Source organism: Acidilutibacter cellobiosedens (assembly GCF_004103715.1).
GTDB lineage: Bacteria > Bacillota > Clostridia > Tissierellales > Acidilutibacteraceae > Acidilutibacter > Acidilutibacter cellobiosedens.
This window is the reverse complement of sequence record NZ_CP035282.1, coordinates 2,130,595-2,153,735: the sequence shown is the minus strand read 5'-3', so window position 1 is coordinate 2,153,735 and position 23,141 is coordinate 2,130,595. Positions and strand designations below refer to the sequence as shown.

The window sequence follows — 23,141 nt, the reverse complement described above, 5'->3', positions numbered from 1 at the left end:
TATTGAAACATTCACAAAAGGGCTATTTTAGCCCTGCTTGTTTGAGTATTGAATTTAATGTTTTTGGTTTTAAATCTTTGTTGTGGTCTGGTATTGTTATTTTGCCAGGTTTTGTTTTATGTATTAGGTAGATGTGTGAACCTCTTTGATTTTTTATTAGCCAACCTTCTTTGGTTAGAATTTTTATTATCTCTTTGGGTTTCATCTCCCTTCCTCCTTACAACAATATTATAGTACGTGTCAATAGTACGTGTCAATAGTTTTTATAATTATTTTATATTTTTTTAAATATTTTTGTAAACCATGGGGACGGTTTGAAGTGACCCCTTAATGTTATACAATTTATGTACGGATAATTTATTAGATTTTTTTTATATATTTAATTGTTTTTTTTTATATAGTTTTGGAGGCATGATTCCAAATTTTTTTATTTCCGCTTGTTTTGAAATTCATCTGAATTTTCGATTCTGCCATTTGAATTTATTCCTCAATTCTATTTCTTCGATTCTTTTCACCTTAAGCAGGAGAAGAGACTGAAGTCCAGATATAGAGCCGTCAAGCTCAAACTTCATTTTTGATTCGTACTTATATTCTTTTACCGCCATTTTTTTATCTCCTTCTACTTCCTATATAGAAAATATAGTGGGATTTTACCATTGTAATTTTTGAAAAATATATTTGTAAAATTTATGGGAAATAAAGAGGAATATTTGAAATATTGTAGAATTTATATAATAAATTAGTGGATAATTTATGAAAATTGATGCTGATTAGTTGAAGATTTAATAGTTTTATGTAATAGTTTGATGATTTTATAAATATGTGGGTGATGTTTAGTATGTTAATTATGAAACAATATATGTGTCCTCATATGTTGTTATGATTTTATAAGGAAATCGTTATCCTATAGGAAATTTTATAGAATATTTGGTATAGTTTTATGTACTAAAATTTTATTCAGATTGGGAGGAAATTGGTTATATAGTTGGGATAGTCAGGGACATCAAAGGTGGGTAGTTAATTTTGTCAATAATTTAAGTCTAAAAGTATTATGGGTATTTTTTGAGTAATGGATCCTATACTGTGGAAGATATGGCAAAAGAGACATGGAAAGAAATTATAGTTTGACGTTAGAATATATGAAAAATAATAGAAGGAGGAAAAATATTATGTCAAATTATGAAAAATTTATACAGGCTATTCATAACAAAAGAATAATAGTGGCAAAGATTGACTCAAAAGAGAAAGGAGTCATAACCAGGACTTGTATTCCTTTTGATTATGGACCGTCAAGAATATACAAAGACGGATTAGATAGATATCATTTATATGATCTTGATAGTCCGGAAGGGAAACATAATTTATCTGTAATTCCTGAACAAATAATTGATATTGAGATTACTAATGAACACTTTGAACCTTCAGATTATGTGCGATGGGAGCCTAATTGGATTATTGAAAGAGATTGGGGTATTTATTCTTAAAATGAGAATAAAGGTTAAACATATAAAAATCCTAAGAGTAAATTAATCGGTAAAATTTTATGTGAACAGTGAATATTTGAATTGTAAGGAAGGTATAACACAGCTGGAGGTTCAAATATTCACCTCGATTTTCCTATATTTTATTTTTAATTTATCATGTTTAATAAAGTTAAGGAGGCGAAACCTATGTACGAGGTGAATATTTTTAATTGTAATAATATTCGCTCAGGATGTATTCACATTGATAATGGAAAATTAAATATTGTGTACGGGATTAAGGTACCGGAAAAACCACTATATCTAAAGCAATAAGTAATGCTGATGATGCAGATAAAATTAAAGAATTGCAGACATACTATAATCAAGATAAAGCTGATGTATTGGTTACCCCTAAATTTAATAAAATACTAACCTTTGACGAGACATTTGTAAATCAAGTTGTATTTAAAGAAAAAGAGGATGAAGTAATCGGTAATTCATTTGAAATATTTATAAAGACTCCTAAGTATGACAAAATGAAAGCTCAGTTGGATATACATTTGAATGAGTTAAAAAAATTAATGGAGCAAGATACTGAAATAATAAAATTACGTGATAGTCTTACAAATTTGTGTGAAAAGTTTAAAATAACATCATCCGGTAATCTTGATAGAAGAGGAGCAGCAGGAAGTGTTTTGCGTACTAATAATCTATATAATATACCGTCGGAACTTAAAAATTATGAATGTTTTATTAGAAACCGTGATACAAATATAGATTGGATAGCATGGAAAAATCAAGGAAACAAGTTTGATACAGTTGATAAGTGCCCATTTTGTGCCGAAAACTTGCCGCCTACTCATAGAAAGAAGCAGGAGATATTTTCAAAAACATATAAAAAAGCAGATTCACAAAATTTAAAAGAAATTGTTGATCTGCTTAATTCATTACAGGATTATATTAATCCGGATAAGTTTAATATGTTAATGAAGTATATTAAAGAGGATACACCTGAAAAAAATATTGAAATGGTAATGTTAAAATTGCATGGAGAGCTGGATCTTTTAGTAGATAAATTTAACAATATAATAAATTTCGGAAATAAAAATATTGCCATTGCTGATATATCAGCCTTAGATGACCAAGTTAATAATATGGAAATTCCGAAACCATTTTTTGAGTACTTTGGAGGAGAACATATTGATGGAATTATTGACCGAATTGATGACAAAGTAGAAAAATTAAAGAATGAATTGGCAAAATTAAAAAGAGAAATGGGAGAATTAAAAGGAATTATACAAGGATCTATAAATGAATCCCAAAAGGATATTAATGACTTTTTGAAGACAGCAGGGATTAATTACGAACTTGAAATAGATACAAAAGATGAAGCAAATACAAAAACAATTCTAAAACAATGTTTTAGTGATGATAAATCTAAGGTAACTAATATACGCGGTCATTTAAGTTGGGGTGAGAGAAATGCATTTTCATTGATTTTATTTATGTATTATGCTAAATCGCAAAATCCAGATTTAATTATACTGGATGATCCAATCTCTTCTTTTGACAGCAATAAAGAATATGCAATACTTCACCGCATGTTCAAACGAAATATAGGAAGAAAAGATGTTTCTTTATCTGGCAGAACAGTTCTGCTTTTAACCCATGATTTTGAACCTATCACGGATTTTATTGTTTTGGGGAAATTATCTTCTGAATTTGCTACAGCTTCATTTATATGGAATGAAAATGGTATAATAAAAGAAAAACAAATTGACCCTACTGCTGATATAAAGCTTATAACAAATGAAAGCCGAAAAATTGCCCTTAATAATAATGTTAATATTGTTAGCCGAATAGTATTTTTAAGGAAATTGTGTGAATTAAATAACCGTGATGGTGAATGGGGATATGCATATGATATTCTTTCATGTCTTATTCATGGAAGAGATAAAATGTGTAAAAAAATATGTAATGATAAATATGCCGATATAAATCAAGAAGATATTGACAGAGGGACCGTACTTATAAAAAGGTATATTCCGGAATACGATTATGATATATTAAAAAATACCGTATACACTGAAGAAGGAATAAAATCTTTGTATAAAGATGAAAAAAATAAATATTTCAGATTACAGTTATTTAGGCAGCTTCGTGAGATTACCAATAAAATAGAGTTGGAACCGTCAGACGATGCGTGGGTTAAATTTATTGATGAAAAAATGGTTTTGATAGGCTGCAAAGATAATCCTGTAACGGCTTAAGATTGTTTATCTGTAATATTGTTTTAGATTATATAAATGGATAACAAAAGGGATTAGATTGACATAACGGTTATATAGAATATTTTTAAGAGGTAAATAACAGAGAATTATTATATGGTATTTATTGAAGGCATAGAGTGCAGAGCTGATGTTAAATGCATTTAAAGATGTTTTTGAAAAAGATTTAAAGAGTCCAGCTAAGAATTGTCAATAAAAAATTTTAAAATATTTGATTTACCGTTTGGCTAAAAAAGAGTAACCTTAATAAGCCTTTTGAAAGGTAATCAAAAAACAAAAATTTAGATATGAAATTGTACTATAAAACGATGTCACATCTCGCTTTTAAGTAATTCTTTTGGTGTTCCTCAGGTGTGATGATTTCAATTTTTTTTCATCACGAAGTATTGCAAATACAATGTTACAGACCTTGTGCATAACAGCACCGAGAGCAACCATTTTAGGCTTTGATTGGCATTTTTTTAAATAGTAATCACGTAATACAGGATTCTTGGCTGAGCCATCTTTGTTTCTGCTAATACTGATTAGGGCCATTGTATGAAGGACCATTCTGGCAATACGAGAACCACGCTTAGACATTGATATTTTAGTGCCCTCAAAGTTACCTGATTGTTTTACAGCAGGGTCTAGGCCAAAGTAAGCAAATAGCTGCTTTGGAGATTGAAATGCTGAGAAATTTCCAATTTCACACATTAAACTTACTGCTGAAAGGAAACCGGCACCTTTAAAGGATTCAATAAGATGTATTTGCCTTACAACGTCAGTATCTTCGTTGCAGTTTACTAATTCATGCATATCAGAAAGTATAGCCTGGATTTCCGCATAATCAGTCCGGAGTCTATCAGGAGCCGTCAGACATGTTAAATAAATTAGATAATATCTGATGAAGGAAGAACTCCTTCTTCTATTATCGGATATGAAAAGATGTAAACAAAAGATGAGTAGTCTTGATGACTATATCATCATTATACAAGGAGGAGAAATTGATAATAAACATCATTTTTCTGTTATAGATGCGGACGCTGATTTTAAAGAGCCTAAAGCCGAGGTTGATAGTTTAGAAAATCTTAAAAATTTAATAAGGTTATATGAAAATAATATTGAAAATTTTAAATATGAAGATGAAGGAAAAAATGAAGAAGAAATAAAAAGAGAATTTAATGATTACAAGAAGAGAATAGAGGAATTGGAAGAAAATAAAATTGATGCTATACCTGTATTCTATAAAACTGTGAAAAATAATAATAAAAAATTTATATATTTGTCCCCCTCATGTATTACAAGAGAAGTATATTATAATACGATTGAAAAAATTTTGGAAAATATGGGAGACTATAATCCCTGTGATAATGTAACCAAATTATGCGATGTCTGCAGTTTATTTGGGATGGTGGCACAAAACGGTGCAAATTCATCAAGACTTAGGTTTACCGATGGAAAATATGAATCCAATGATAATGGAATTTATGATGATGTAGTTACTTTATCGGAATTAGCTGCCCCCAAAATAAATAAGACTTTATGTAAAACAACGGAAAATGATTTAACTTTACATTATTATAAAGAAATTTACAATAGTAAAAAAAGTAAACATCAATAAATTAGGGGCAAAACCTATAGATGAAAATACAAGAGAAATAGTATATAAGAATTTTGAAGCCTGTGGTAAATGTAAATATAAAGGTGAGTGTACAAAAGATAAGAGAGGTAGAAGAGTAAAAAGATCAGTTCGCCAAGATTTCTTAGATGAGGTAGATAAAAGAACACCTTTTCGGGACAATAAAAAGAGGTTTTGAAATAACGTATTTTCTGATGAGAGGGGTTAAATCAGTGAAGGCGGAATTCTCAATGTTGATCCGCCACATTTTTCTATCTTCTTTTGACATGGATTTTCACCTTGCTTTATTGCCTGTTATTGTCTGTTTATAACTGTTTACAAATTCATAACCTCTATGTAGTTGACGATTGTCTGTCAAATACTTATAATGAGATTAGAAGTCTGTTTTCGTTGTCATCAGGGCCCTTCCGTTCAACTGTCTTTGGTACCGGGGAACAGATGAAATGCTGAGAATCAGGTACCGGGAGGTGGTCGGCATCAAAAGCAGCAAGCTTCCCTAATCCAGTTGATATTGATGGCCTAACGGGTTTTATTGCAAAGAATCTGAAATAGAATGAGCTTTTGCTCTGCCTGCCTATAAGGCAGGCAGACTTTGGGAAGTTCAAGCTGTCTGAAGTCGACAAACGGATCAGATCCGGTGGGGCATCAGACGAGAACAACATTGAAGATAAAGAACAGGCTTAAAGGAGGGAAGCTCCGTTTGTGGAAAAGCTTATAGACATTCAGAGCAGTCCAGTAGCTCCTCTTCTGGACTTGCTCCTTAAAGATAAATCGACAAAGAAGAACATCATCTGGGCTACCGACACCTATGAGGAGCTTGGACATGGATTCTCGGATAAAGAGCAGATAAGCAGGAGCCTTCTCCTGCAGCGGGTCGGCATCATCATGCCGAGAATCCGGAAATCACAGGAAGCGCAGCAGGAGCGCACACGAAAAAAGGCCGAGGTTTTCACCCCCGCGTGGCTGTGCAACTTGATGAACAATTATTGCGATAAAGAATGGTTCGGCAGAAAAAACGTATTCAATGCAGAGAAGGATGATCACACGTGGACGGTTGTCGAAGAACCGATTGAGTTTCCAAAGCGCAAAACATGGAAACACTATGTGGATTCAAGACGGCTGGAGATTACCTGTGGGGAGGCACCATATTTAGTCTCTCGATACGATGTCTCGACCGGAGAACTCATCGTTCCTCCGAAGCGGAGAATTGGGCAGCTCGACCGGAAGCTCCGGATCGTGAATGAGAATGCCGCAGACTATGAAGAATGGGTCAAATGGACAATACGAGCCTTCGAGGCATCCTACGGATATGAGTATCAGGGCGACAATCTCCTGATAGCCAGAATCAATTTGCTCCTGACATTCATCGACTACTATAAGGAACGATGGGGCAAGGAACCGGATGAGAAGCTGTTGCGGACGGTGGTAAACAAAATCGTATGGAACATCTGGCAGATGGACGGATTGAAAGACACTGTCCCTCTTGGAAAGCCATATGAGAAATTCCGGCAGCTGACGCTTTTCGATATGTACTCTGAAATGGCAGATAATGAACCTGAAGCCATACCGTGCAAGATATACAACTGGAGAAGAGATAACTCTATTTTTTTCAACAAGCTAAAGGAGATGAAAGTCATGGGTAAGAAACTTTTTAATTTCGTTATTGGCAATCCGCCGTATAATGAGGACTTTGAAAACTCCGGTGATAACGGTAATTTCGCAAAGCCTGTCTATAACCAGTTTATGGATGCGGCTTATGAAATCGCTGATAAAGTAGAACTTATTCATCCGGCACGTTTCCTTTTTAATGCTGGCAGTACGCCTAAAGCATGGAACGAGAAAATGCTTAATGACGAGCATTTTAAAATTCTAAAATATGAACCAAACAGCACTGCTGTATTCCCTAATACAGACATTAAAGGTGGCGTCGCAATAACATACTATGATTGTGACATTAAATATGCTCCAATTGAGATTTTTACATCATTCCATGAGCTTAATACCATTTTGAAAAAAGTTGAACACTTGTCTGATGTTTTTATGAATTCAATAATCTCTGGACGAGGAGTATACAGACTTTCAGATAAAGCTCTGGAAGAACACCCAGAAATTGTTGAAATTCAGTCTAAGGGGCACAAAAAGGACGTAGGTGCTGGTGCCTTTAAGGTTCTTGCAAATATTGTATTTTTTGATGATAAGCCCTCAGATGATTATGAATATGTGAAATTTTTAGGCCTTGCATCGGGAAAAAGAGTCTATTATTGGGGAAGAAAGTACTATCAGGATGTTCCGGAGAGTTTTTATAAATATAAAGTATTTATACCAAAAGCCAATGGAAGTGGTGCGCTCGGTGAAGTGCTTTCTACACCCCTAATCGGGGAACCCCTAATCGGGGCTACTGAAACATTTTTATCCATAGGTGCTTATGATACTTTAGCAGAAGCAGAGCATTGCCTTAAGTATGTTCAAAGTAAATTTGCTAGAGTAATGCTTGGTATTTTAAAAATCACACAAGATAATACAAAAGATAAATGGAAATATGTTCCTCTCCAAGACTTCACTTCCGCTTCCGACATCGACTGGTCAAAATCCGTTCACGAAATTGATCTTCAACTCTACCGCAAGTACGGACTTGATGAAAAGGAGATTAACTTCATTGAAACGCATGTAAAGGAGATGGCATGATGGCAGGCATAAAGATCAAAACAGCCTATCAGGTTGTTCCCCAATGCTATGCGTATACGACGCCGGGAGTACCTGCCCATGACGGCTGGACAAAGATCGGATTTACAGAGCGGGATGTGGAAACCCGCATTAACGAGCAGACACATACAGTTGGTGTGGATCATAAAACATGGTGGCATCTGCGTGCCGCATACATGACCGAGCCTTTTGGTACATTCACGGATAAGGACTTCCATGCCTATCTGAAGAAGCTTGATGTTTCCAGAGAAGAAGGCACGGAGTGGTTCCGTATTGAGCCAAACACCGCAAAGGGTGATTTTGTCGATTTTACCCAGAATCACGGTGTTGTTTCCGATGATGACGCGGACGCTGTCATTCCGTATAAGCTCCGTGATGAGCAGAACAAAGCTGTTGAGATGACACTTGATTATTTCAAGTCTCACAGCGATGGTGAATTTTTATGGAATGCTAAGCCGCGTTTCGGCAAAACACTTTCAGCTTATGATCTGTGCAAGAGGCTTGATGCAACGAATATTCTTATCGTTACGAACCGCCCGGCGATTGCGAACTCATGGTATTCGGACTATGAGATGTTCTTAGGCCCGCAGTCCGGTTATCTGTTTGTCAGCAATGTGGACGGCATCAAAGACAAAAAATATGTGATGAGCCGTCAGCAGTATCTTAACAGGATAGACGATAATACCAAGGGCTGCATCGAGTTTGTGAGTATGCAAGATCTGAAAGGTTCCATCTATTTCGGAGGGCGGTATGACAAGTTATCAGAAGTAAACGCAGAAAAAGGTTTAAACTGGGATATTATGATCGTAGACGAGGCACATGAAGGCGTAGATACCTACAAGACGGATACCGCCTTTAATCATATTAAGCGTAAATGTACATTGCATCTTTCCGGTACACCGTTTAAGGCATTGGCAAACGATAAATTTGCGGATGATGCGATTTTCAACTGGACCTATGCGGACGAACAGAAGAAAAAGCGTAATTGGGATGATTCCAGAGAGATAGAGAATCCCTATGAAAACCTTCCACGACTCAGTCTGTTTACATACCAGATGTCGGATATCATCCGTGACAAGGTAAAACAAGGCATTGAGCTTGCAGACAATGATGTCGAAGAATATGCTTTCGACCTGAATGAGTTCTTCAAGACGAACGAATCCGGCAAGTTCATACATGACGCGGATGTGGACAAGTTTCTCGATGCACTGACACGTCAGGAGAAGTTCCCGTTCTCTACACCGGAACTGCGAAATGAGTTGAAGCACACTTTTTGGCTGCTAAATCGAGTAGCAAGTGCTAAGGCTTTGGCAAAGAAGCTGGAGCTTCATCCTGTGTTCAAGGATTATCACATTATCCTTGCAGCAGGTAACGGCAAGCTGGATGACGATGATGAAAATGAGAAGGCATTCGACCATGTCACTAAAGCCATCAAGGAATACGATAAGACTATTACTCTGTCTGTTGGACAACTGACGACCGGTGTCACGATCCCGGAGTGGACGGCAGTTCTTATGCTGTCCAACATGGCGAGTCCGGCACTGTACATGCAAGCCGCTTTCCGTGCACAGAATCCTTGCCTGTTCCACGACGCGCAAGGCAATTCCTACAGGAAGCAGAACGCTTATGTCTTTGACTTTGATCCGGCGCGTACACTGACTATATTCGAGCAGTTCGCCAATGACCTGATTCCGGAAACATCAGGCGACAAGGGAGACTTCGACCAGCGTAAGCAGCATGTTCGTGAGCTTTTGAACTTCTTCCCTGTTTATGGTGAGGATGATCAGGGCTCTATGATCGAACTGGATGCCGAGTCCGTTCTCACGATTCCACTACACATCCATGCCAAGGAAGTCGTGGAGCGCGGTTTCATGTCAAATTTCCTTTTTGCCAACATTTCCGGTATTTTTGGAGCACCGAAGGAGATTATTGACCTCATCAATGGCATGCAGGCAATCGAGGAACCTAAGACGCTGGTACCAGTCGGAGTTGACGAAGATACAGCTGATGAGCTGAATCTCAACAAAAACGGTGAAGTGGAAATTCCAAAGGAGCAAGTCATCGGCACAGCAAGCGAGCTTTTCGGAGACAAGGTTTATGGGGATGTCGATCAAAAACTGGCGGATGCAGTTGAAGACATCACCAAGCATGTTGAGATGACAAAGGATCCAAAGAAGGATGAACTGAAGGAACTGCATGAAAAATTTTCCAAGCCTATCGCCAATACGCTTGTGGATTCAGCAAGAGCACAGTACGGCCATGACTTGAAAAAATTCACACAGAATCAGCTGGAGCGGAAAATTCAGGAAACCACGGACACTGTAGTCAACCGGGAATACGGTGATTACACCATCCGCGATCACCAGCTTGTCAAAGAACGTGACGACAAGATCTTTGAGGCACAGAAGTCCGGTGCTTCCATGTCGGAAATCTCAAAGCTTGATGATGAGTATACGCAGAAACGGCTTCAAGGCTACCGGGACATGGCCCGGAATATTCAGAAGAAACTTCATGATGATGAGGCCGTCAAGAAGGCGGCGGAAACCATCGTCGAAACAGTAGAGACGGAAAAACTCAATAATCAGAAGGATTCCATTGAAGGCAGCGTGAGGGATCACCTGCGTGGTTTCTCCCGTACCATACCCGCATTTCTCATGGCCTATGGTGATGAAAATACGACACTGGCAAATTTCGATTCACTCGTACCGGCAGATGTATTCTGGGAAGTGACTGTTAACCCGCAGAGCGGAGAAGGCGTTACACTGGATCAGTTCCGCTTGCTGCGTGATGGCGGTGACTACTACCAGAAGGACGAGAATGGAAACGAAATTCGAGATGAGGAACACAAGAGACATTTCGACGGTCACCTGTTCGATGAAGTCGTCTTCAATGATGCGGTTCTGGAATTTATGAAGAAACGCGCCGAACTGGCTGATTACTTTGATGAGACCAGCAAAGGTGACATTTTTGACTATATTCCGCCGCAGAAAACAAACCAAATCTTCACGCCAAAGCGTGTAGTCAAGGATATGGTCGACCGGCTGGAACAGGAGAATCCGGGATGCTTCGATGATCCGAACAATACGTTTGCTGACCTTTACATGAAGTCAGGCATGTACATCACAGAGATCGTCACCCGCCTGTACCGGAGCAAGCGTATGAAAGCTTTGTATCCTGATAATGCGGAAAGATTGAATCATATCTTTGCAAAACAGGTATATGGCTGTGCACCGACGGAAATCATCTACCGGATTTGCCTAAGGTACATTCTTGGATTCAGTGATGAGATCCATATTGATAAGTACAACATTAAACTGTGCGACACATTGGGGTATGCAAAGAACGGAACACTTGAAGAAGAAATGAAAAAACTGTTTGATCTAGGGATGAACATTGATTAGAGGCGTAGTTGTATATGGGAAGCATGATTGGAAGAGCAGGGATGGACACCATCTTTAAAGAGGTCAAGCATCATGAAACGCTTGGCCTCCGCAACCCAGAGCAACTGCGCCTTTTTCACCTAATAATTTCTTTAATTGCACATTCTTTTTATCTAAAGAGTAATCTATATTAAGAGGATTATTGGTTTTGTTGTAGGACAAAGAGAATTTAAAAGTAGGTTTATGCATTGAATGATGCAGCTATAAAATGATATAATTCGTATAAAGATTTTAAAATATTTAGACTGAGATAAAAAGGAGTAAAATATGAGCAAATCAAGACAAGCAGCCAAATCAGCCTTTATAATAGTTGTATTTACTTTAGTGAGTAAGTTTTTAGGATTTCTTAGAGAAATTCTTATTGCAGCAAAGTTTGGTTCCGGAATGGAAACGGATACGTTCTTTGTAGCACTTACTGCTACAGGAATAGTTACCGGATTTTTAAGCAATGCTGTTAGTACAACTTTTATTCCTATTCTTTCCGAGATAGAATCTAAGGAAGGCAAAAAAGGTAAGTTAGAACATACAAACAATATATTAAATTCCATGTTTTTTATTTCTTTAATTTTAGTTTTTATAAGCTGGGTTGGTGCACCGGTTATTATAAGACTATTGGCAAAAGGTTTTAAAGGCGAGCAGTTTAATTTAGCCGTACGATTAACAAGAATAGGGTTGCCCATGATTTTATTCAGTGGAATTATTGGAACTTTTACGGGCTATCTTCAATCTGAGGAAAGATTTTTATCTTCATCGGCAATAGGGGTTCCGTTTAATTTTGTTTACATTTTTTTTCTGATATTTTTTTCTGATAAATTCGGAATAAAAGGGTTGATGGCAGCAGCAGTGTTGGCCGTAATATCTCAATATATTATACAGATTCCCGAGGCTAAAGCTGCAGGGTATAAATATGAATTTAAATTTAATATCAGAGATAAATACATAAAAAAGGTTATCGTACTCAGCTTACCTGTACTAGTCAGTGTAGTTATAAATGATATAGGTGCAATTATAGACAGAACTTTGGCTTCTGATTTATCAACGGGGAGTATTTCGGCTTTGAATTATGCCAATAAATTAAACGGATTTATATTAGGCGTTTTTATATCTGCTATAACTACTGTAATATTTCCTATATTATCTAAGGCATCCAGTGAAAATAATATTAGCGGCTTAAAAAAGGTTATGAGATATGGAGTCAATTTCATACTTATGATTACTGTGCCGGCTACTGTTGGACTTGCAGTATTGGCTAAACCAATAGTAGAAGTTGCATTTGAAAGAGGAGTTTTCGACAGTACTGCAACCGTTATGACTTCACAGGCACTGATGGCATATTCTATAGGTTTGGTAGGTATGGCACTTCAGCTTTTACTTAATAAGGTATATTATTCTTTACAAGATACAAAAACTCCCATGTTAATCGGGGGTATAGCTGTAGGTATAGATATAGTACTTAATATAATTTTGGTAAAATTTATGGCTCATATAGGGCTGGCTTTATCTACCAGTATAGGTGCTATCGCTGCTTCTATTATGCTCTTATACGGTGTGAAGAAGAAAATAGGCTCATTAGGAATTAAGGGATATATTGTTACATTCGTAAAAACAGGAATAGCTTCTGCCGTAATGGGGGCTGCTGTATATTTAATTTACCACGGGTTATATGGGATGTTAGGAGTATCTAAATTATATAATTTGATATCACTATTAGCTGCAGTAGGGTTGGGAGTAATAATATACGGAATATTGTGCTATGCCTTTAAAGTTGAAGAAGTTAGGGATATGGTGGCAAGGATTAGAAAAACAAATATTCTTCATATATAGAATAAGCGGTTTAACGACAGTTAAATGGTCTTTTGACCTAATTTTCGCTTGACAAATACAGACGTTTCATTCGTCTTTTTTGTATTTTTATTTATTGCATGTTTGCTGTAAATTATAATTTACAGCAAACATGCTAATTTAAACAAAAGAAGTTACTTGTTTCCAGTTAATATAAATTAGAAAAATAAATGAGGTGATTTTATGAATTTTAAAGAATTAAAAGAGAGGTTAAATATTGAAATATGTTATTGGTAATTCATTAGATGTTGATTGTGAATATAATAGGAACATTGAGGATTTGCGCAATTCCAAAAAAATATGTATTCTTGAATCTAAAATTAAAAAAGTTATTAAACTGAAAGAAGAAAGTCAAAATATTTCTAACATTATTGATGATAAATATCGCGAAATCTCAGTAATACCGGATATTATTGTTCATACAAGAGGTAAGGATTCAAATAACACTTTAGCCATTGAGGTAAAAAAATCAAAAAGCAAGGTTAGTCAAGATTATGACCTAGAAAAACTTAAGTGTTATACAGATACAACTTATGATATTAATGATTTAAAATATGAATATGGAGCCTTCATAATGTTTTATACCGGAGAATCGCAGGTTAAATATCCTAAAATAACATGGTTTCAAAATGGGAAACAAATAAATGAGCAATAAGGCAAGGCGGTGTTTCAGTAACCTGACACTATCACAAGAAGAATAACTTGATAAAATAGTCATATTATGATATTATATGACTATAGAAATATCGAAATGAGGTGATAGCATGGAAACAGTAATCAGGCCATCGTCAGATTTAAGAAATCATTATAATGAAATTTCCAAGCAGTGCAAAGAATCAAGGAATGCTGTTATTATTACTGTAAATGGACGAGGTGACACAGCAGTTCTTGGATTGCAGGATTACTATCAGATGAAGTCGGAGCTGGAACTACTCAGAACACTTGCGGAGGCGGAAGATGATGTAAAAAATGGAAGATTAGCATTAATGCAGGGTTCTTTTGATGATCTTCGTACGTCTTTACTAGAAAGGAAGCAAACTTTTAAAGAAGGCGGAAAGTTGGATGAGGTATAAAATATTACGAACAGATAAAGCAGAGGAACAGCTCCGTGAAATTATTTTTTATATTGCAGGTGATTCGGGTAATATTAATATTGCACTTGAATATTTAGACAAGATTGAAACAGCAATCAATCGTCTTCAGGAGTTTCCGGAGTCGGGAAGTGTTCCTAGGTATTCGATTTTAAAAAAGCAAGGGTATAGAGTATTGATTGTTGAAAGACATCTTATTTTTTATAAAATAAATGAAACAGATAAGTTAGTTATTATATATGCCATTGTAGATGGGAGAAGAGAATATCGTAATTTGATATAAAAGGTGAAAAAGCATTCAGGCTAAATCTGAATGCTTTTCTGCCCAAGTGGCGGGGAAACATTTTGTGTACCAATGTAAGGGCGGTCATAGTTACAGAAGAGGAATATGTGAAAAGCACGACAAGAAGATTTAAATTGATTTTTCAGGAGGATATATTATGAAAATTTCAAAAAAAGATGCGTTGATATGGTTTGAATTTTTTTCAACATTGCCGGAGGATGAGGAACTTATGACAAAACAACAAGAGATTGTTTACTCTACCTTTGCGCAAATTGAGGCAGCGGTTGATCATAGAAATGATATGTTAATGTCTAAAATCAGAGGTTTGAAAACTTTGGAGAATAGAACTTATTTTGTGGGAGATAAAAGCAAATTTCCCAAAGGGTGCCGTTCATGCCTCTTCGGAACCGGTTTGGGTGCAATCAGGAAGACGAACAAATGCAACTTGAAGTGTAAGTTCTGTTATGATTACGGAGAAACAGATGATATTCCCCCAATTGGCGAAGGCATGTGGGAAATCGGAGGCACAAAATTTTATGAGAAGGATATTGATTTACTTCTTTCCGTCCAGCAGAAACCCACAGGCATTTCTTATGTTTATTTAGAGCCGTTCATGGAAATCGAAAAATATTATTCGGTTATAAAAAAGTTTAGTGATGCTCAAATTTATCAGCATCTATATACAAATGGAACTTTAGCCACGGAAGAGACATTGAAAGCATTAGGCGAAGCCGGCCTCGATGAGATACGTTTCAATCTGGGAGCCTCTGATTGTTCAGACAAGGTCATTGAAAATATTAGAATAGCGAAAAAATATATTAAAAATGTAGGTATTGAAACTCCAATGACTCCTGAATTTTTTAAAAGTTTTTCTGAGAAAAAGCAAGCAATCCTGGACACAAAACTCGATTTTATAAATTGTGCGGAATTACATTTGAATGAGAATAACATATACAACTATAATGGAGAAAACATGTATATTTCAAGATTAGGTTATATATCTCCAATCTGGAGCAGGGAATTAACTCTGAAATTCATGAAAATAGCTGATGAGGAAAACTGGGATTTAGCAGTTCATGATTGTTCGAACCATACAAAGTTTGCCAGAGATTTGAATTTGGGCAGCAAAGAGGGCAAGTGGTTTGGAGCCAGTAATTATGCCTGTGAGTTTTCGAGAATTCCATACGAAGTATTTTTACCAATACTGCGTGATGACAATTTCAAATTTTTAAGTGAAGAAAAGCTGCCTGACGGCTATAAACCAGGAGAATTGATTTTTTAGAGGAAGACGTGGGTGAAGACGTGGGGATGCTTCATTTGTCTTTTTTGCTTCCGTTAGCTCTCGCCATTTAGAGCTAATCTATACATAATATTTTGAACTGTAGCTATATCTAATCATTATTTTCTGACAAACGTTTGCTAATATCTGAAGCACCATACAGAATTCTTGTAACTATAACATATTCGTCCTTTATTACATAAAACACAGAATATTTATCAACTATCATATGCCTTAATTCCATAGAATGTTCCGGTTCTGATTGCATGATTTTCATTCGTTCAGGAAACACGTCCAGCTTTTCAATTGCGTCTGCAATTCGGTTATACAGCTCCATAGCAGATTTCGGTGCCAACAAATGCTCTGAAATATAATTATAAATTTCTTCCATGTCGTTCAATGCTTTGGGAGTAATTTGTACAATACAATGTTTCATCTTAACGTGTCTTCCTGAAATTAGCAAAAGCTTTGGCAGCATTCTGCATATTTCCAGCTTTTATATCATCAAAGCCTTCCTGAAGCTTTGTGTGAATTTCCTGCGTAGTCATCAAATCAGCATTTAGATCTGCAGGTACTTTCGGCAGTGTTACAGCAAAAGGAATACCGCCGGCTAAAGCAATCTGCCTTAAATAAATATCAATTGCTGTTGACATAGGTATCCCAAGTTTTGTTAATACTTCTTCTGCCCGTGTTTTCACATCCGGGTTAACTCTAAGATTTAATGTTGTTGATTTTTCCATGATAACCAACTCCTTTCACTTCTATTGTAACGCATATGAAGTTACATTTCAAGTATAAATATAATTTCGTATATATAAAATTCCTGCAACCTTCTTAATTTTTTTCAAGTATCTTATGCAAAATTTCATATGTATTTAAGTTCCTTTTACAGACAGAGAACTTCGTATTCAGGTAATTTCATCTTTATGTAAGCAGATAATTAAACGGTATAAACGGTATAGGGACGTGTTTGCCGTATAAACGGTATAGGGACGTTTTGTTTGCCGGATTTTGATGCAGATATGCGGCAATGGATGATTCACGTGTTCATGAGTTTTTACTTATTTATATTAATTTTTTCATTTGTTTTCTCGGCTTTTTCAATTTGATTGTTTTGGTGTTTATTACGGTTCTTTGAAAAATACATCGCAGTATTTATGGAATATAAGAAGGAATATTAAGAATATTGTAGAATTAATACAGTAGATTGTAGAATAACTTATAAAAATTAATATTTAGTAATTAAAAAAACTTAAAATTTAAATATTATAGGAGATTAATTGATTGACTTTTGTCCCATTTTATAGATAATAGGAACGTATGAATAATATCTGAAGCTTTCTTTGCAAAGAACCTGAAGTAATAAAGTAACCACAAATTTCAATTATAACCTTCCTGCTGCTGATAATATCCTTTATAATAAGGATTTGAAAAAACTTACATGACGGTAGGATAGAAAAACAAAAGAGAAAGACGGCTTTAAGGACGAGGGCCAAGGTTTGAGAAATTGAGCTTTGGCTCTTTTGGTTTAAATATAGTTTTTAAAATAGGAAATGAGGAAATTTTAACAAAAAATATTAAAATTAGGAGGCCAAAATGGAAGAAAAATCGACATTAAGGATTGGAAAGAAGGCATTTTTAACATCAGTAGGCATCTTATTAATTTTAGTTATAATTGCGGGAATACTCACAGTAGTTGTACCCTCTGGGAAATTTCAAAGAACTACAACAGACGGAAGAGAAGTTATTGTAAAAGATAGTTACAGGCGAATAGAAAAACCGTATTACCCCGTTTATAGGTGGATTACCGCTCCAATAGAAGTTCTCTGGGGACCGGATTCAGTAACAGTAATTGGAATAATACTTGTTTTATTGTTAATAGGAGCTTCCTTTGTTATCCTTGAAGAAACTGGTATAATCGAGTTTTTGATGAACAACATAGTAGAAAAATATGGGGACAATAAGTATAAGTTATTAAACATTTTAATACTGTTTTTTATGTTTTTTGGGGCAACCCTCGGCATTTTTGATGAATTAATAGCTTTAGTTCCTATTGTAGTAACATTATCTCATTATATGGGCTGGGATTCGCTGGTAGGCTTAGGAGCGAGTGCATTAGCAGCCGGTTTTGGATTCACAGCAGCTGTTTTTAATCCCTTTACTATAGCAATAGCTCAAGAAATTGCAGAATTACCACTGTTTTCAGGCATAGGGTTTAGAGCTGTAATATTTGTAATGGTTTATCTCATACTTTCAAGATTTATATTAAACTATGCAAAGAAAATAGAAAAAAATCCTGAGCTTTCTTTAGTATATGAAGAGGATAGATTTATAAAAGAGAGAATTGAGAAAGGAAGAGAACATAGTAAAGGAGAAGTAAATCTTAAATATACCGAAGACGACAAAGTAAAATCAAATAAAGCAATGAAAGTTTTAAGTGTATTTTTAATACTAATCTGTTTACTGGTAGTTGCCGGATTTTTTCTTCCGGAACTTTCGTCATATTCACTGCTTATAGTTGCATTTTTGTTTTTTGTAGGTGCTTTTGTATCAGGGACAGTAAGAGTAAAAGGTACTAATATGGAAGGAAAGCTGCTGAAGTTTGCTGTAAAAGGTTTTAAATCAATAGCTCCTGCGATTTTGTTAATAATGTTGGCTATGAGTATTAAATACATAGTAACTGAAGGCGGTATAATGGATACTATATTAAATTATTCTTGCATTAAGATACAAGGTTTGAATTCGTATTTAGCAGTATTTTTCATATATATGCTGGTATTCTTTTTAGATTTTTTCATAAGTTCAGGTTCGGCTAAGGCGTTTTTAGTTATGCCAATAATAGTTCCTTTGGCTGACTTAACAGGAATAACAAGGCAATTAGTCGTTCAAGCTTACTGTTTTGGAGATGGGTTTAGTAATATGCTGTTTCCAACAAATGCAAGTTTGATGATAGCTTTAGGATTCACTGTGGTAGGATACCCAAAGTGGTTCAAGTGGACCTGGAAACTTCAGCTGTTAATGTTGATATTGACTGTAGTGGCTTTGTTTATCGGATTGAAAATAAATTATGGGCCTTTTTAGGAGGGATAAAAGATGGAAAATGCAGTTAAAAATTTATCTGATGCTTTAAAAATAAAAACTGTATCTAATAGAGATGCTAAAAAAGTTGACTGGAAAGAATTTGATAGGTTTTTGAAATTTTTAGATTCAAATTATAAGAATGTTTCAAGCACTTGTGAAAAAAGAATAATAAATAAATATTCTCCTGTGTACATTTGGAGATGTAAAAGAGGAAATAAGAAGAAACCGGTACTTCTAATAGGGCACTACGATGTAGTTCCAGTAGAAGAAAGCACAGAAGGAGCTTGGTTAAAAGAACCCTTTTCCGGAGAAATAGATGATAACTTTATATGGGGAAGGGGAGCTATAGATGATAAAAATGCGGTTATAGGTTTAATGGAAGCTTTGGATAGTTTAATAGCTGCAGGAGTTGAGCCTAATGAAAGAGACATATATTTTGCATTTGGATTTGATGAAGAAGTTGGAGGAACCATGGGTGCAAAAGAAATAGCCCGGGCATTTGAATTAGAAAAAATTGAATTTGAGTTTGTCTTAGATGAAGGAGGATGTATAGTATATGATATGCTTGAAGGATTGGGTAACCCAGTGGCTTTAATAGGAATAGCTGAGAAAGGTTCCAGTAATATTAGAATAACTTGCGAAAGTGCCGGTGGGCATTCATCTATGCCTGGTAGAAATACCGCTATAGGAAAGCTTTCAAGAATAATAAATAATATAGAGAAAAATCCAATGCCTGATAGATTAACTATAACAGCAGAAGAAATGTTTAAGGCTTTAGCTGTGAATCTTCCGAAGCAAAAGCGGATATTTTCGAATATAGATAAATTATTTCCTGTAATAAAGGGGAAGCTTAGTAAAATTTCTGCTTTAAATGCTCTAATAAGGACAACTATAGCATTTACTCAAATAGAGGGTGGAGATGCTCCCAATATACTTCCTAAAAGAGCATCGGCAATAGCAAATTTAAGGCTACTTCAGGGAGACACAACAGACCAAGCAATTGAGCATATAAAAAGAGTAAACAGAGGAATAGATTTTAAAATTGAAAAGTTGCTTGTAGAAGAGCCTTCCGAGATATCCGATATGAATGAAAAGAGTTTTAATATATTAAAAGATGTTATCGCTAGTGAATTTAGAATAGGAGATATTTTGCCTTCTCATGAGTATAAAAATAGAAGTGTGGGAATAGTGCCGTATCTCATGATGGGCAGCACGGATAGCAGGAAATATTATAATGTTTGTCATGCTATTTATAGATTTTACCCTCTATATTTGGAAAAGGAATTGTACGGTACAATGCACGGGGTCAATGAGAGGATACCTGTAGAAAGATTTTTAAAGATGATTAGTTTTTATAAAGCTCTAATAAAAAAGATATAGGGATGTTTTTTGCTTGCCGGAATTTTATGGTACACTATTTATAATATGGTTTCTAAATTTGCAGGAGTGATGAAGATGTCCATTAGCTATAAAAAACTATGGAAGCTTTTAATTGACAAAGATATGAAGAAAAAGGACCTGCAGAAAGCCGCAGGTATCAGTTCGGCCTCAATTACAAAACTCGGTAAAAACGGAAATATGAATACGGAGATATTGCGAAAAATTTGTGTGGCATTGGAATGTGATGTCAGCGATATTATGGAGATGGTAGCGGAGGGGAGGGAACCACATCAAAAATAAGGGACTTATTATGTATCACTTTTGGTTGATGAAAATAATTTGATTTGTAAACTCAGACTTGAAAAGAGGTTAATTAGATGACTGAAAAGAATACTGCCGATATCGGCTTTGAGAAACAGATATGGAATGCGGCCTGCATTTTACGTGGTAACATTGATGCTTCAGAATATAAACACGTTGTGCTTGGCCTTATTTTTCTGAAATATATTTCAGATTGCTTTGATGCAAAACATAAAGCTCTCGTTGAAGAGGGTGAAGGCTTCGAAGAAGACATAGATGAATATGAAGCCGAGAATATCTTTTTTGTTCCGCAAGATGCCCGCTGGGATGTTGTTGCTGCCGCTGCGCATACACCGGAAATCGGAACGGTAATTGATACCGCAATGCGTGAAATTGAAAAGTATAACAAACGATTGAAAAATATCCTGCCGAAAAATTTTGCTCGACCGGAACTTGATAAGCGCCGCCTTGGCGATATTGTCGACCTATTTACAAATATTAAAATGGTCGATGAGAACAATGAGAAGGATATTTTAGGAAGAACCTATGAATATTGCCTTCAGAAATTTGCGGAGCAGGAGGGCAAACTTGCGGGAGAATTTTATACGCCTGCATGTGTTGTTCGAACATTGGTAGAAGTTTTGCAGCCTTTCAACGGCCGTGTATACGATCCCTGCTGTGGTTCAGGAGGGATGTTTGTACAGTCGGCGAAGTTTATTGAAAATCATTCCGGGAATATCAACAATATCTCAGTATATGGGCAGGACTCGAACCCGACAACCTGGAAAATGGCACAGATGAACCTTGCTATTCGTGGCATTGATGCAGATCTCGGGGATATTCCGGCGGATACTTTCTTTAATGACAGGCATCCTACTCTTAAAGCTGACTTTGTCATGGCCAATCCTCCTTTTAATTTGTCTGATTGGGGCGGCGATAAATTGAAAGATGACCAGCGCTGGAAATACGGGATACCTCCGGCAGGAAATGCAAACTTTGCATGGATGCAGCATATGATCTGGCACTTGGCACCTCATGGAAGGATGGGCATGGTCTTGGCAAACGGATCTTTATCGTCCAACAGCAGCGGGGAAGGTGATATTCGTAAAAATATCATTATTGAGGATGATCTTGTTGACTGCATTGTAGCCATGCCGGGTCAACTTTTTTATACAACGCAGATTCCTGTTTGTCTCTGGTTTCTGAATAAGCAAAAATCACAGCCTAAGAAAACGCTGTTTATTGATGCTCGAAAGATGGGCACGATGGTTACACGCAAACTACGCGAGTTGACAGATGACGATATTGCCAAAATTGCCAATACATATAAGGCATATACAAAAGGGACTCTTGAGGATGTTCAGGGTTTTTGCGCTGTCGTTACGACGGAAGATATTAAGAAACAGGATTATATTCTTACGCCCGGCCGCTATGTCGGCATTGAAGAACAGGAAGATGACGGAGAACCGTTTGAAGAGAAAATGACGCGTTTGACCTCCGAACTCTCTGAAATGTTTAAAAGGTCAGATGAACTAAAGAAGGAAATCAAGAAAAAACTGGGGGCGATTGGATATGATATCTAAACTTTCTGACCTTTGCTATTTCGCTTATGCGCGGGTCCCAGTTGCTGACTTGGATTTAAAAACTTATATTTCTACGGAGAATATGCTTCCCAATAGAGGTGGAGTTACCTACGCAACGAGATTGCCTACTGTTTTCCAGGTACAGGCTTATCGAACAACTGATGTGTTAGTATCTAACATACGCCCTTACTTTCGCAAGATATGGTTTGCTGACCGTGAAGGCGGTTGCTCAAATGATGTACTGGTAATGAGAGCAAGGAAAAATTGCAATCCAAGATTTCTCTATTACTTACTGTCGAGTGACAACTTTTTCGATTATGCTACCACCACGGCCAAAGGAACTAAGATGCCACGCGGTGATAAAGAGGCAATAATGCAGTATGAAGTCCCTATTTTACCACTTGCCATACAAATTAGGATTGCTAATGTGCTTTCTACTCTTGACAATAAAATTGATATTAATAAAGCGATAAATCATTGTTTAGCGGTTTAGATGTCAACATTAGAGACGTCGATTTTGCCGGACATCAGGCGGGGCAAAAGGGTGTCACGGGTTATTGCAAGAAAGGCATTCCCCTGCTGATTGTGCTTGATAGCTTCAAACAGAACCTGCTTTCGACAACGACCGCTCTGTGGATGTGACATATACAACACCATGCATATCTGGAATTGTGATAAAAGGCATATCATCACCAAAATACTCACTGATTTTTGTGGATGGAGTCTTGCCGCACACGATTTCAGAAGCTATATCTCTGAGAAAGCCTGCAGTCCAAGCAGTCGGTCGCTT

Annotated in this window: 23 protein-coding genes; 18 read left to right on the top strand and 5 right to left on the bottom strand. The window is 36.2% G+C overall.

Features of this window, described 5'->3' with window-relative positions; genetic code table 11:
* Positions 1 to 22: 22 nt before the first annotated feature.
* Together EQM13_RS10305 and EQM13_RS18235 are read right to left on the bottom strand one after the other, a co-directional pair.
* Complete coding sequence (locus EQM13_RS10305) at positions 23 to 205, bottom strand: type II toxin-antitoxin system HicA family toxin (protein ID WP_114218928.1); 183 nt, start codon at positions 203 to 205, stop codon at positions 23 to 25.
* 244 nt (positions 206 to 449) lie between these two features.
* Positions 450 to 605, bottom strand: a complete 156-nt coding sequence (locus tag EQM13_RS18235; protein WP_161567216.1) for a hypothetical protein — start codon at positions 603 to 605, stop codon at positions 450 to 452.
* A 564-nt stretch (positions 606 to 1,169) separates the two neighbouring features.
* Between EQM13_RS18235 and EQM13_RS10300 the strand changes: the two genes are divergently transcribed.
* The 3 genes from EQM13_RS10300 (at position 1,170) to EQM13_RS10295 (ending at position 3,733) form a co-directional block, all read left to right on the top strand.
* On the top strand, positions 1,170 to 1,484 hold the full coding sequence (locus EQM13_RS10300; RefSeq protein ID WP_114218930.1) for a hypothetical protein: 315 nt from the start codon (positions 1,170 to 1,172) through the stop codon (positions 1,482 to 1,484).
* Between the two features lie 186 nt (positions 1,485 to 1,670).
* Positions 1,671 to 1,796 carry a hypothetical protein gene (locus tag EQM13_RS18850; protein ID WP_255417515.1) on the top strand — a complete coding sequence of 42 codons (126 nt, stop codon included), beginning with the start codon at positions 1,671 to 1,673 and terminating at the stop codon, positions 1,794 to 1,796.
* Positions 1,797 to 1,828: 32 nt separating this feature from the next.
* Complete coding sequence (locus EQM13_RS10295) at positions 1,829 to 3,733, top strand: AAA family ATPase (protein ID WP_128752607.1); 1,905 nt, start codon at positions 1,829 to 1,831, stop codon at positions 3,731 to 3,733.
* A gap of 342 nt (positions 3,734 to 4,075) precedes the next feature.
* Here the strand turns inward: EQM13_RS10295 and EQM13_RS10290 are convergent, their stop codons facing one another.
* Positions 4,076 to 4,546 carry a transposase gene (locus EQM13_RS10290; protein WP_206172665.1) on the bottom strand — a complete coding sequence of 157 codons (471 nt, stop codon included), beginning with the start codon at positions 4,544 to 4,546 and terminating at the stop codon, positions 4,076 to 4,078.
* A gap of 88 nt (positions 4,547 to 4,634) precedes the next feature.
* On the opposite strand from EQM13_RS10290, the gene EQM13_RS10285 reads away from it, so the two are divergent.
* The 10 genes from EQM13_RS10285 to EQM13_RS10250 all read left to right on the top strand — a co-directional run bounded on the left by EQM13_RS10285 (position 4,635) and on the right by EQM13_RS10250 (position 16,010).
* The gene (locus EQM13_RS10285; protein WP_114219283.1) at positions 4,635 to 5,351 is read left to right on the top strand and encodes a hypothetical protein; all 717 of its coding nucleotides are present in this window, start codon (positions 4,635 to 4,637) and stop codon (positions 5,349 to 5,351) included.
* Complete coding sequence (locus tag EQM13_RS19035) at positions 5,305 to 5,547, top strand: transposase (RefSeq protein WP_406565245.1); 243 nt, start codon at positions 5,305 to 5,307, stop codon at positions 5,545 to 5,547. Before EQM13_RS10285 ends, EQM13_RS19035 begins: the two co-directional genes overlap by 47 nt.
* 414 nt (positions 5,548 to 5,961) lie before the next feature.
* Positions 5,962 to 6,087 carry a hypothetical protein gene (locus EQM13_RS18845; RefSeq protein ID WP_255417513.1) on the top strand — a complete coding sequence of 42 codons (126 nt, stop codon included), beginning with the start codon at positions 5,962 to 5,964 and terminating at the stop codon, positions 6,085 to 6,087.
* A complete protein-coding gene (locus tag EQM13_RS18745) occupies positions 6,072 to 8,054 on the top strand; it encodes an Eco57I restriction-modification methylase domain-containing protein (protein WP_114219282.1) in 1,983 nt (660 codons plus the stop codon). Before EQM13_RS18845 ends, EQM13_RS18745 begins: the two co-directional genes overlap by 16 nt.
* Complete coding sequence (locus tag EQM13_RS10275) at positions 8,054 to 11,473, top strand: DEAD/DEAH box helicase family protein (protein WP_128752606.1); 3,420 nt, start codon at positions 8,054 to 8,056, stop codon at positions 11,471 to 11,473. The genes EQM13_RS18745 and EQM13_RS10275 overlap by 1 nt, the downstream gene beginning before the upstream one ends.
* Positions 11,474 to 11,779: 306 nt before the next feature.
* Complete coding sequence (murJ, locus tag EQM13_RS10270) at positions 11,780 to 13,336, top strand: murein biosynthesis integral membrane protein MurJ (RefSeq protein WP_114219280.1); 1,557 nt, start codon at positions 11,780 to 11,782, stop codon at positions 13,334 to 13,336.
* A 235-nt stretch (positions 13,337 to 13,571) separates the two neighbouring features.
* Positions 13,572 to 14,009 carry a hypothetical protein gene (locus tag EQM13_RS10265; RefSeq protein ID WP_128752605.1) on the top strand — a complete coding sequence of 146 codons (438 nt, stop codon included), beginning with the start codon at positions 13,572 to 13,574 and terminating at the stop codon, positions 14,007 to 14,009.
* A gap of 109 nt (positions 14,010 to 14,118) precedes the next feature.
* Positions 14,119 to 14,427, top strand: coding sequence for a type II toxin-antitoxin system Phd/YefM family antitoxin (locus tag EQM13_RS10260; protein WP_114219278.1), 309 nt, complete (start codon positions 14,119 to 14,121; stop codon positions 14,425 to 14,427).
* Positions 14,417 to 14,728 carry a type II toxin-antitoxin system RelE/ParE family toxin gene (locus tag EQM13_RS10255; protein ID WP_128752604.1) on the top strand — a complete coding sequence of 104 codons (312 nt, stop codon included), beginning with the start codon at positions 14,417 to 14,419 and terminating at the stop codon, positions 14,726 to 14,728. The genes EQM13_RS10260 and EQM13_RS10255 overlap by 11 nt, the downstream gene beginning before the upstream one ends.
* A gap of 157 nt (positions 14,729 to 14,885) precedes the next feature.
* Positions 14,886 to 16,010, top strand: coding sequence for a radical SAM protein (locus EQM13_RS10250; RefSeq protein WP_128752603.1), 1,125 nt, complete (start codon positions 14,886 to 14,888; stop codon positions 16,008 to 16,010).
* Positions 16,011 to 16,119: 109 nt separating this feature from the next.
* Here EQM13_RS10250 and EQM13_RS10245 read toward each other — a convergent pair whose 3' ends face one another.
* Positions 16,120 to 16,443 carry a type II toxin-antitoxin system RelE/ParE family toxin gene (locus tag EQM13_RS10245; RefSeq protein WP_114219275.1) on the bottom strand — a complete coding sequence of 108 codons (324 nt, stop codon included), beginning with the start codon at positions 16,441 to 16,443 and terminating at the stop codon, positions 16,120 to 16,122.
* 1 nt (position 16,444) lies between these two features.
* Positions 16,445 to 16,747, bottom strand: a complete 303-nt coding sequence (locus EQM13_RS10240; RefSeq protein ID WP_071141407.1) for a type II toxin-antitoxin system RelB/DinJ family antitoxin — start codon at positions 16,745 to 16,747, stop codon at positions 16,445 to 16,447.
* 856 nt (positions 16,748 to 17,603) lie between these two features.
* Here EQM13_RS10240 and EQM13_RS10235 point away from each other — a divergent pair.
* The 5 genes from EQM13_RS10235 to EQM13_RS10215 all read left to right on the top strand — a co-directional run bounded on the left by EQM13_RS10235 (position 17,604) and on the right by EQM13_RS10215 (position 22,844).
* Positions 17,604 to 19,088 (top strand): YfcC family protein, encoded by a 1,485-nt coding sequence (locus EQM13_RS10235; protein ID WP_114219274.1) that lies wholly within the window; start codon positions 17,604 to 17,606, stop codon positions 19,086 to 19,088.
* Between the two features lie 12 nt (positions 19,089 to 19,100).
* Entirely contained in the window at positions 19,101 to 20,468 is a 1,368-nt protein-coding gene (locus EQM13_RS10230; protein ID WP_114219273.1) for a M20/M25/M40 family metallo-hydrolase, read from the top strand.
* Between the two features lie 75 nt (positions 20,469 to 20,543).
* A complete protein-coding gene (locus EQM13_RS10225; RefSeq protein WP_114219291.1) occupies positions 20,544 to 20,768 on the top strand; it encodes a helix-turn-helix domain-containing protein in 225 nt (74 codons plus the stop codon).
* Between the two features lie 77 nt (positions 20,769 to 20,845).
* Complete coding sequence (locus EQM13_RS10220) at positions 20,846 to 22,351, top strand: type I restriction-modification system subunit M (protein ID WP_114219272.1); 1,506 nt, start codon at positions 20,846 to 20,848, stop codon at positions 22,349 to 22,351.
* Complete coding sequence (locus EQM13_RS10215; RefSeq protein WP_114219271.1) at positions 22,341 to 22,844, top strand: restriction endonuclease subunit S; 504 nt, start codon at positions 22,341 to 22,343, stop codon at positions 22,842 to 22,844. Before EQM13_RS10220 ends, EQM13_RS10215 begins: the two co-directional genes overlap by 11 nt.
* Positions 22,845 to 23,141 lie beyond the last annotated feature (297 nt).

What these genes read in the sequence shown, in the direction of transcription:
- murJ (WP_114219280.1), top strand. Translation starts at nt 11,780, where the DNA reads ATGAGCAAATCAAGACAAGCAGCCAAATCAGCCTTTATAATAGTTGTA.
- EQM13_RS10220 (WP_114219272.1), top strand. Translation starts at nt 20,846, where the DNA reads ATGACTGAAAAGAATACTGCCGATATCGGCTTTGAGAAACAGATATGG.
- EQM13_RS10305 (WP_114218928.1), bottom strand. Translation starts at nt 205, where the DNA reads ATGAAACCCAAAGAGATAATAAAAATTCTAACCAAAGAAGGTTGGCTA.
- EQM13_RS18850 (WP_255417515.1), top strand. Translation starts at nt 1,671, where the DNA reads ATGTACGAGGTGAATATTTTTAATTGTAATAATATTCGCTCAGGATGT.
- EQM13_RS10285 (WP_114219283.1), top strand. Translation starts at nt 4,635, where the DNA reads ATGAAGGAAGAACTCCTTCTTCTATTATCGGATATGAAAAGATGTAAA.
- EQM13_RS10255 (WP_128752604.1), top strand. Translation starts at nt 14,417, where the DNA reads ATGAGGTATAAAATATTACGAACAGATAAAGCAGAGGAACAGCTCCGT.
- EQM13_RS10250 (WP_128752603.1), top strand. Translation starts at nt 14,886, where the DNA reads ATGAAAATTTCAAAAAAAGATGCGTTGATATGGTTTGAATTTTTTTCA.
- EQM13_RS10300 (WP_114218930.1), top strand. Translation starts at nt 1,170, where the DNA reads ATGTCAAATTATGAAAAATTTATACAGGCTATTCATAACAAAAGAATA.
- EQM13_RS10225 (WP_114219291.1), top strand. Translation starts at nt 20,544, where the DNA reads ATGTCCATTAGCTATAAAAAACTATGGAAGCTTTTAATTGACAAAGAT.
- EQM13_RS10235 (WP_114219274.1), top strand. Translation starts at nt 17,604, where the DNA reads ATGGAAGAAAAATCGACATTAAGGATTGGAAAGAAGGCATTTTTAACA.
- EQM13_RS10275 (WP_128752606.1), top strand. Translation starts at nt 8,054, where the DNA reads ATGGCAGGCATAAAGATCAAAACAGCCTATCAGGTTGTTCCCCAATGC.
- EQM13_RS18235 (WP_161567216.1), bottom strand. Translation starts at nt 605, where the DNA reads ATGGCGGTAAAAGAATATAAGTACGAATCAAAAATGAAGTTTGAGCTT.
- EQM13_RS10245 (WP_114219275.1), bottom strand. Translation starts at nt 16,443, where the DNA reads ATGAAACATTGTATTGTACAAATTACTCCCAAAGCATTGAACGACATG.
- EQM13_RS10260 (WP_114219278.1), top strand. Translation starts at nt 14,119, where the DNA reads ATGGAAACAGTAATCAGGCCATCGTCAGATTTAAGAAATCATTATAAT.
- EQM13_RS10240 (WP_071141407.1), bottom strand. Translation starts at nt 16,747, where the DNA reads ATGGAAAAATCAACAACATTAAATCTTAGAGTTAACCCGGATGTGAAA.
- EQM13_RS10215 (WP_114219271.1), top strand. Translation starts at nt 22,341, where the DNA reads ATGATATCTAAACTTTCTGACCTTTGCTATTTCGCTTATGCGCGGGTC.
- EQM13_RS10230 (WP_114219273.1), top strand. Translation starts at nt 19,101, where the DNA reads ATGGAAAATGCAGTTAAAAATTTATCTGATGCTTTAAAAATAAAAACT.
- EQM13_RS10290 (WP_206172665.1), bottom strand. Translation starts at nt 4,546, where the DNA reads ATGCATGAATTAGTAAACTGCAACGAAGATACTGACGTTGTAAGGCAA.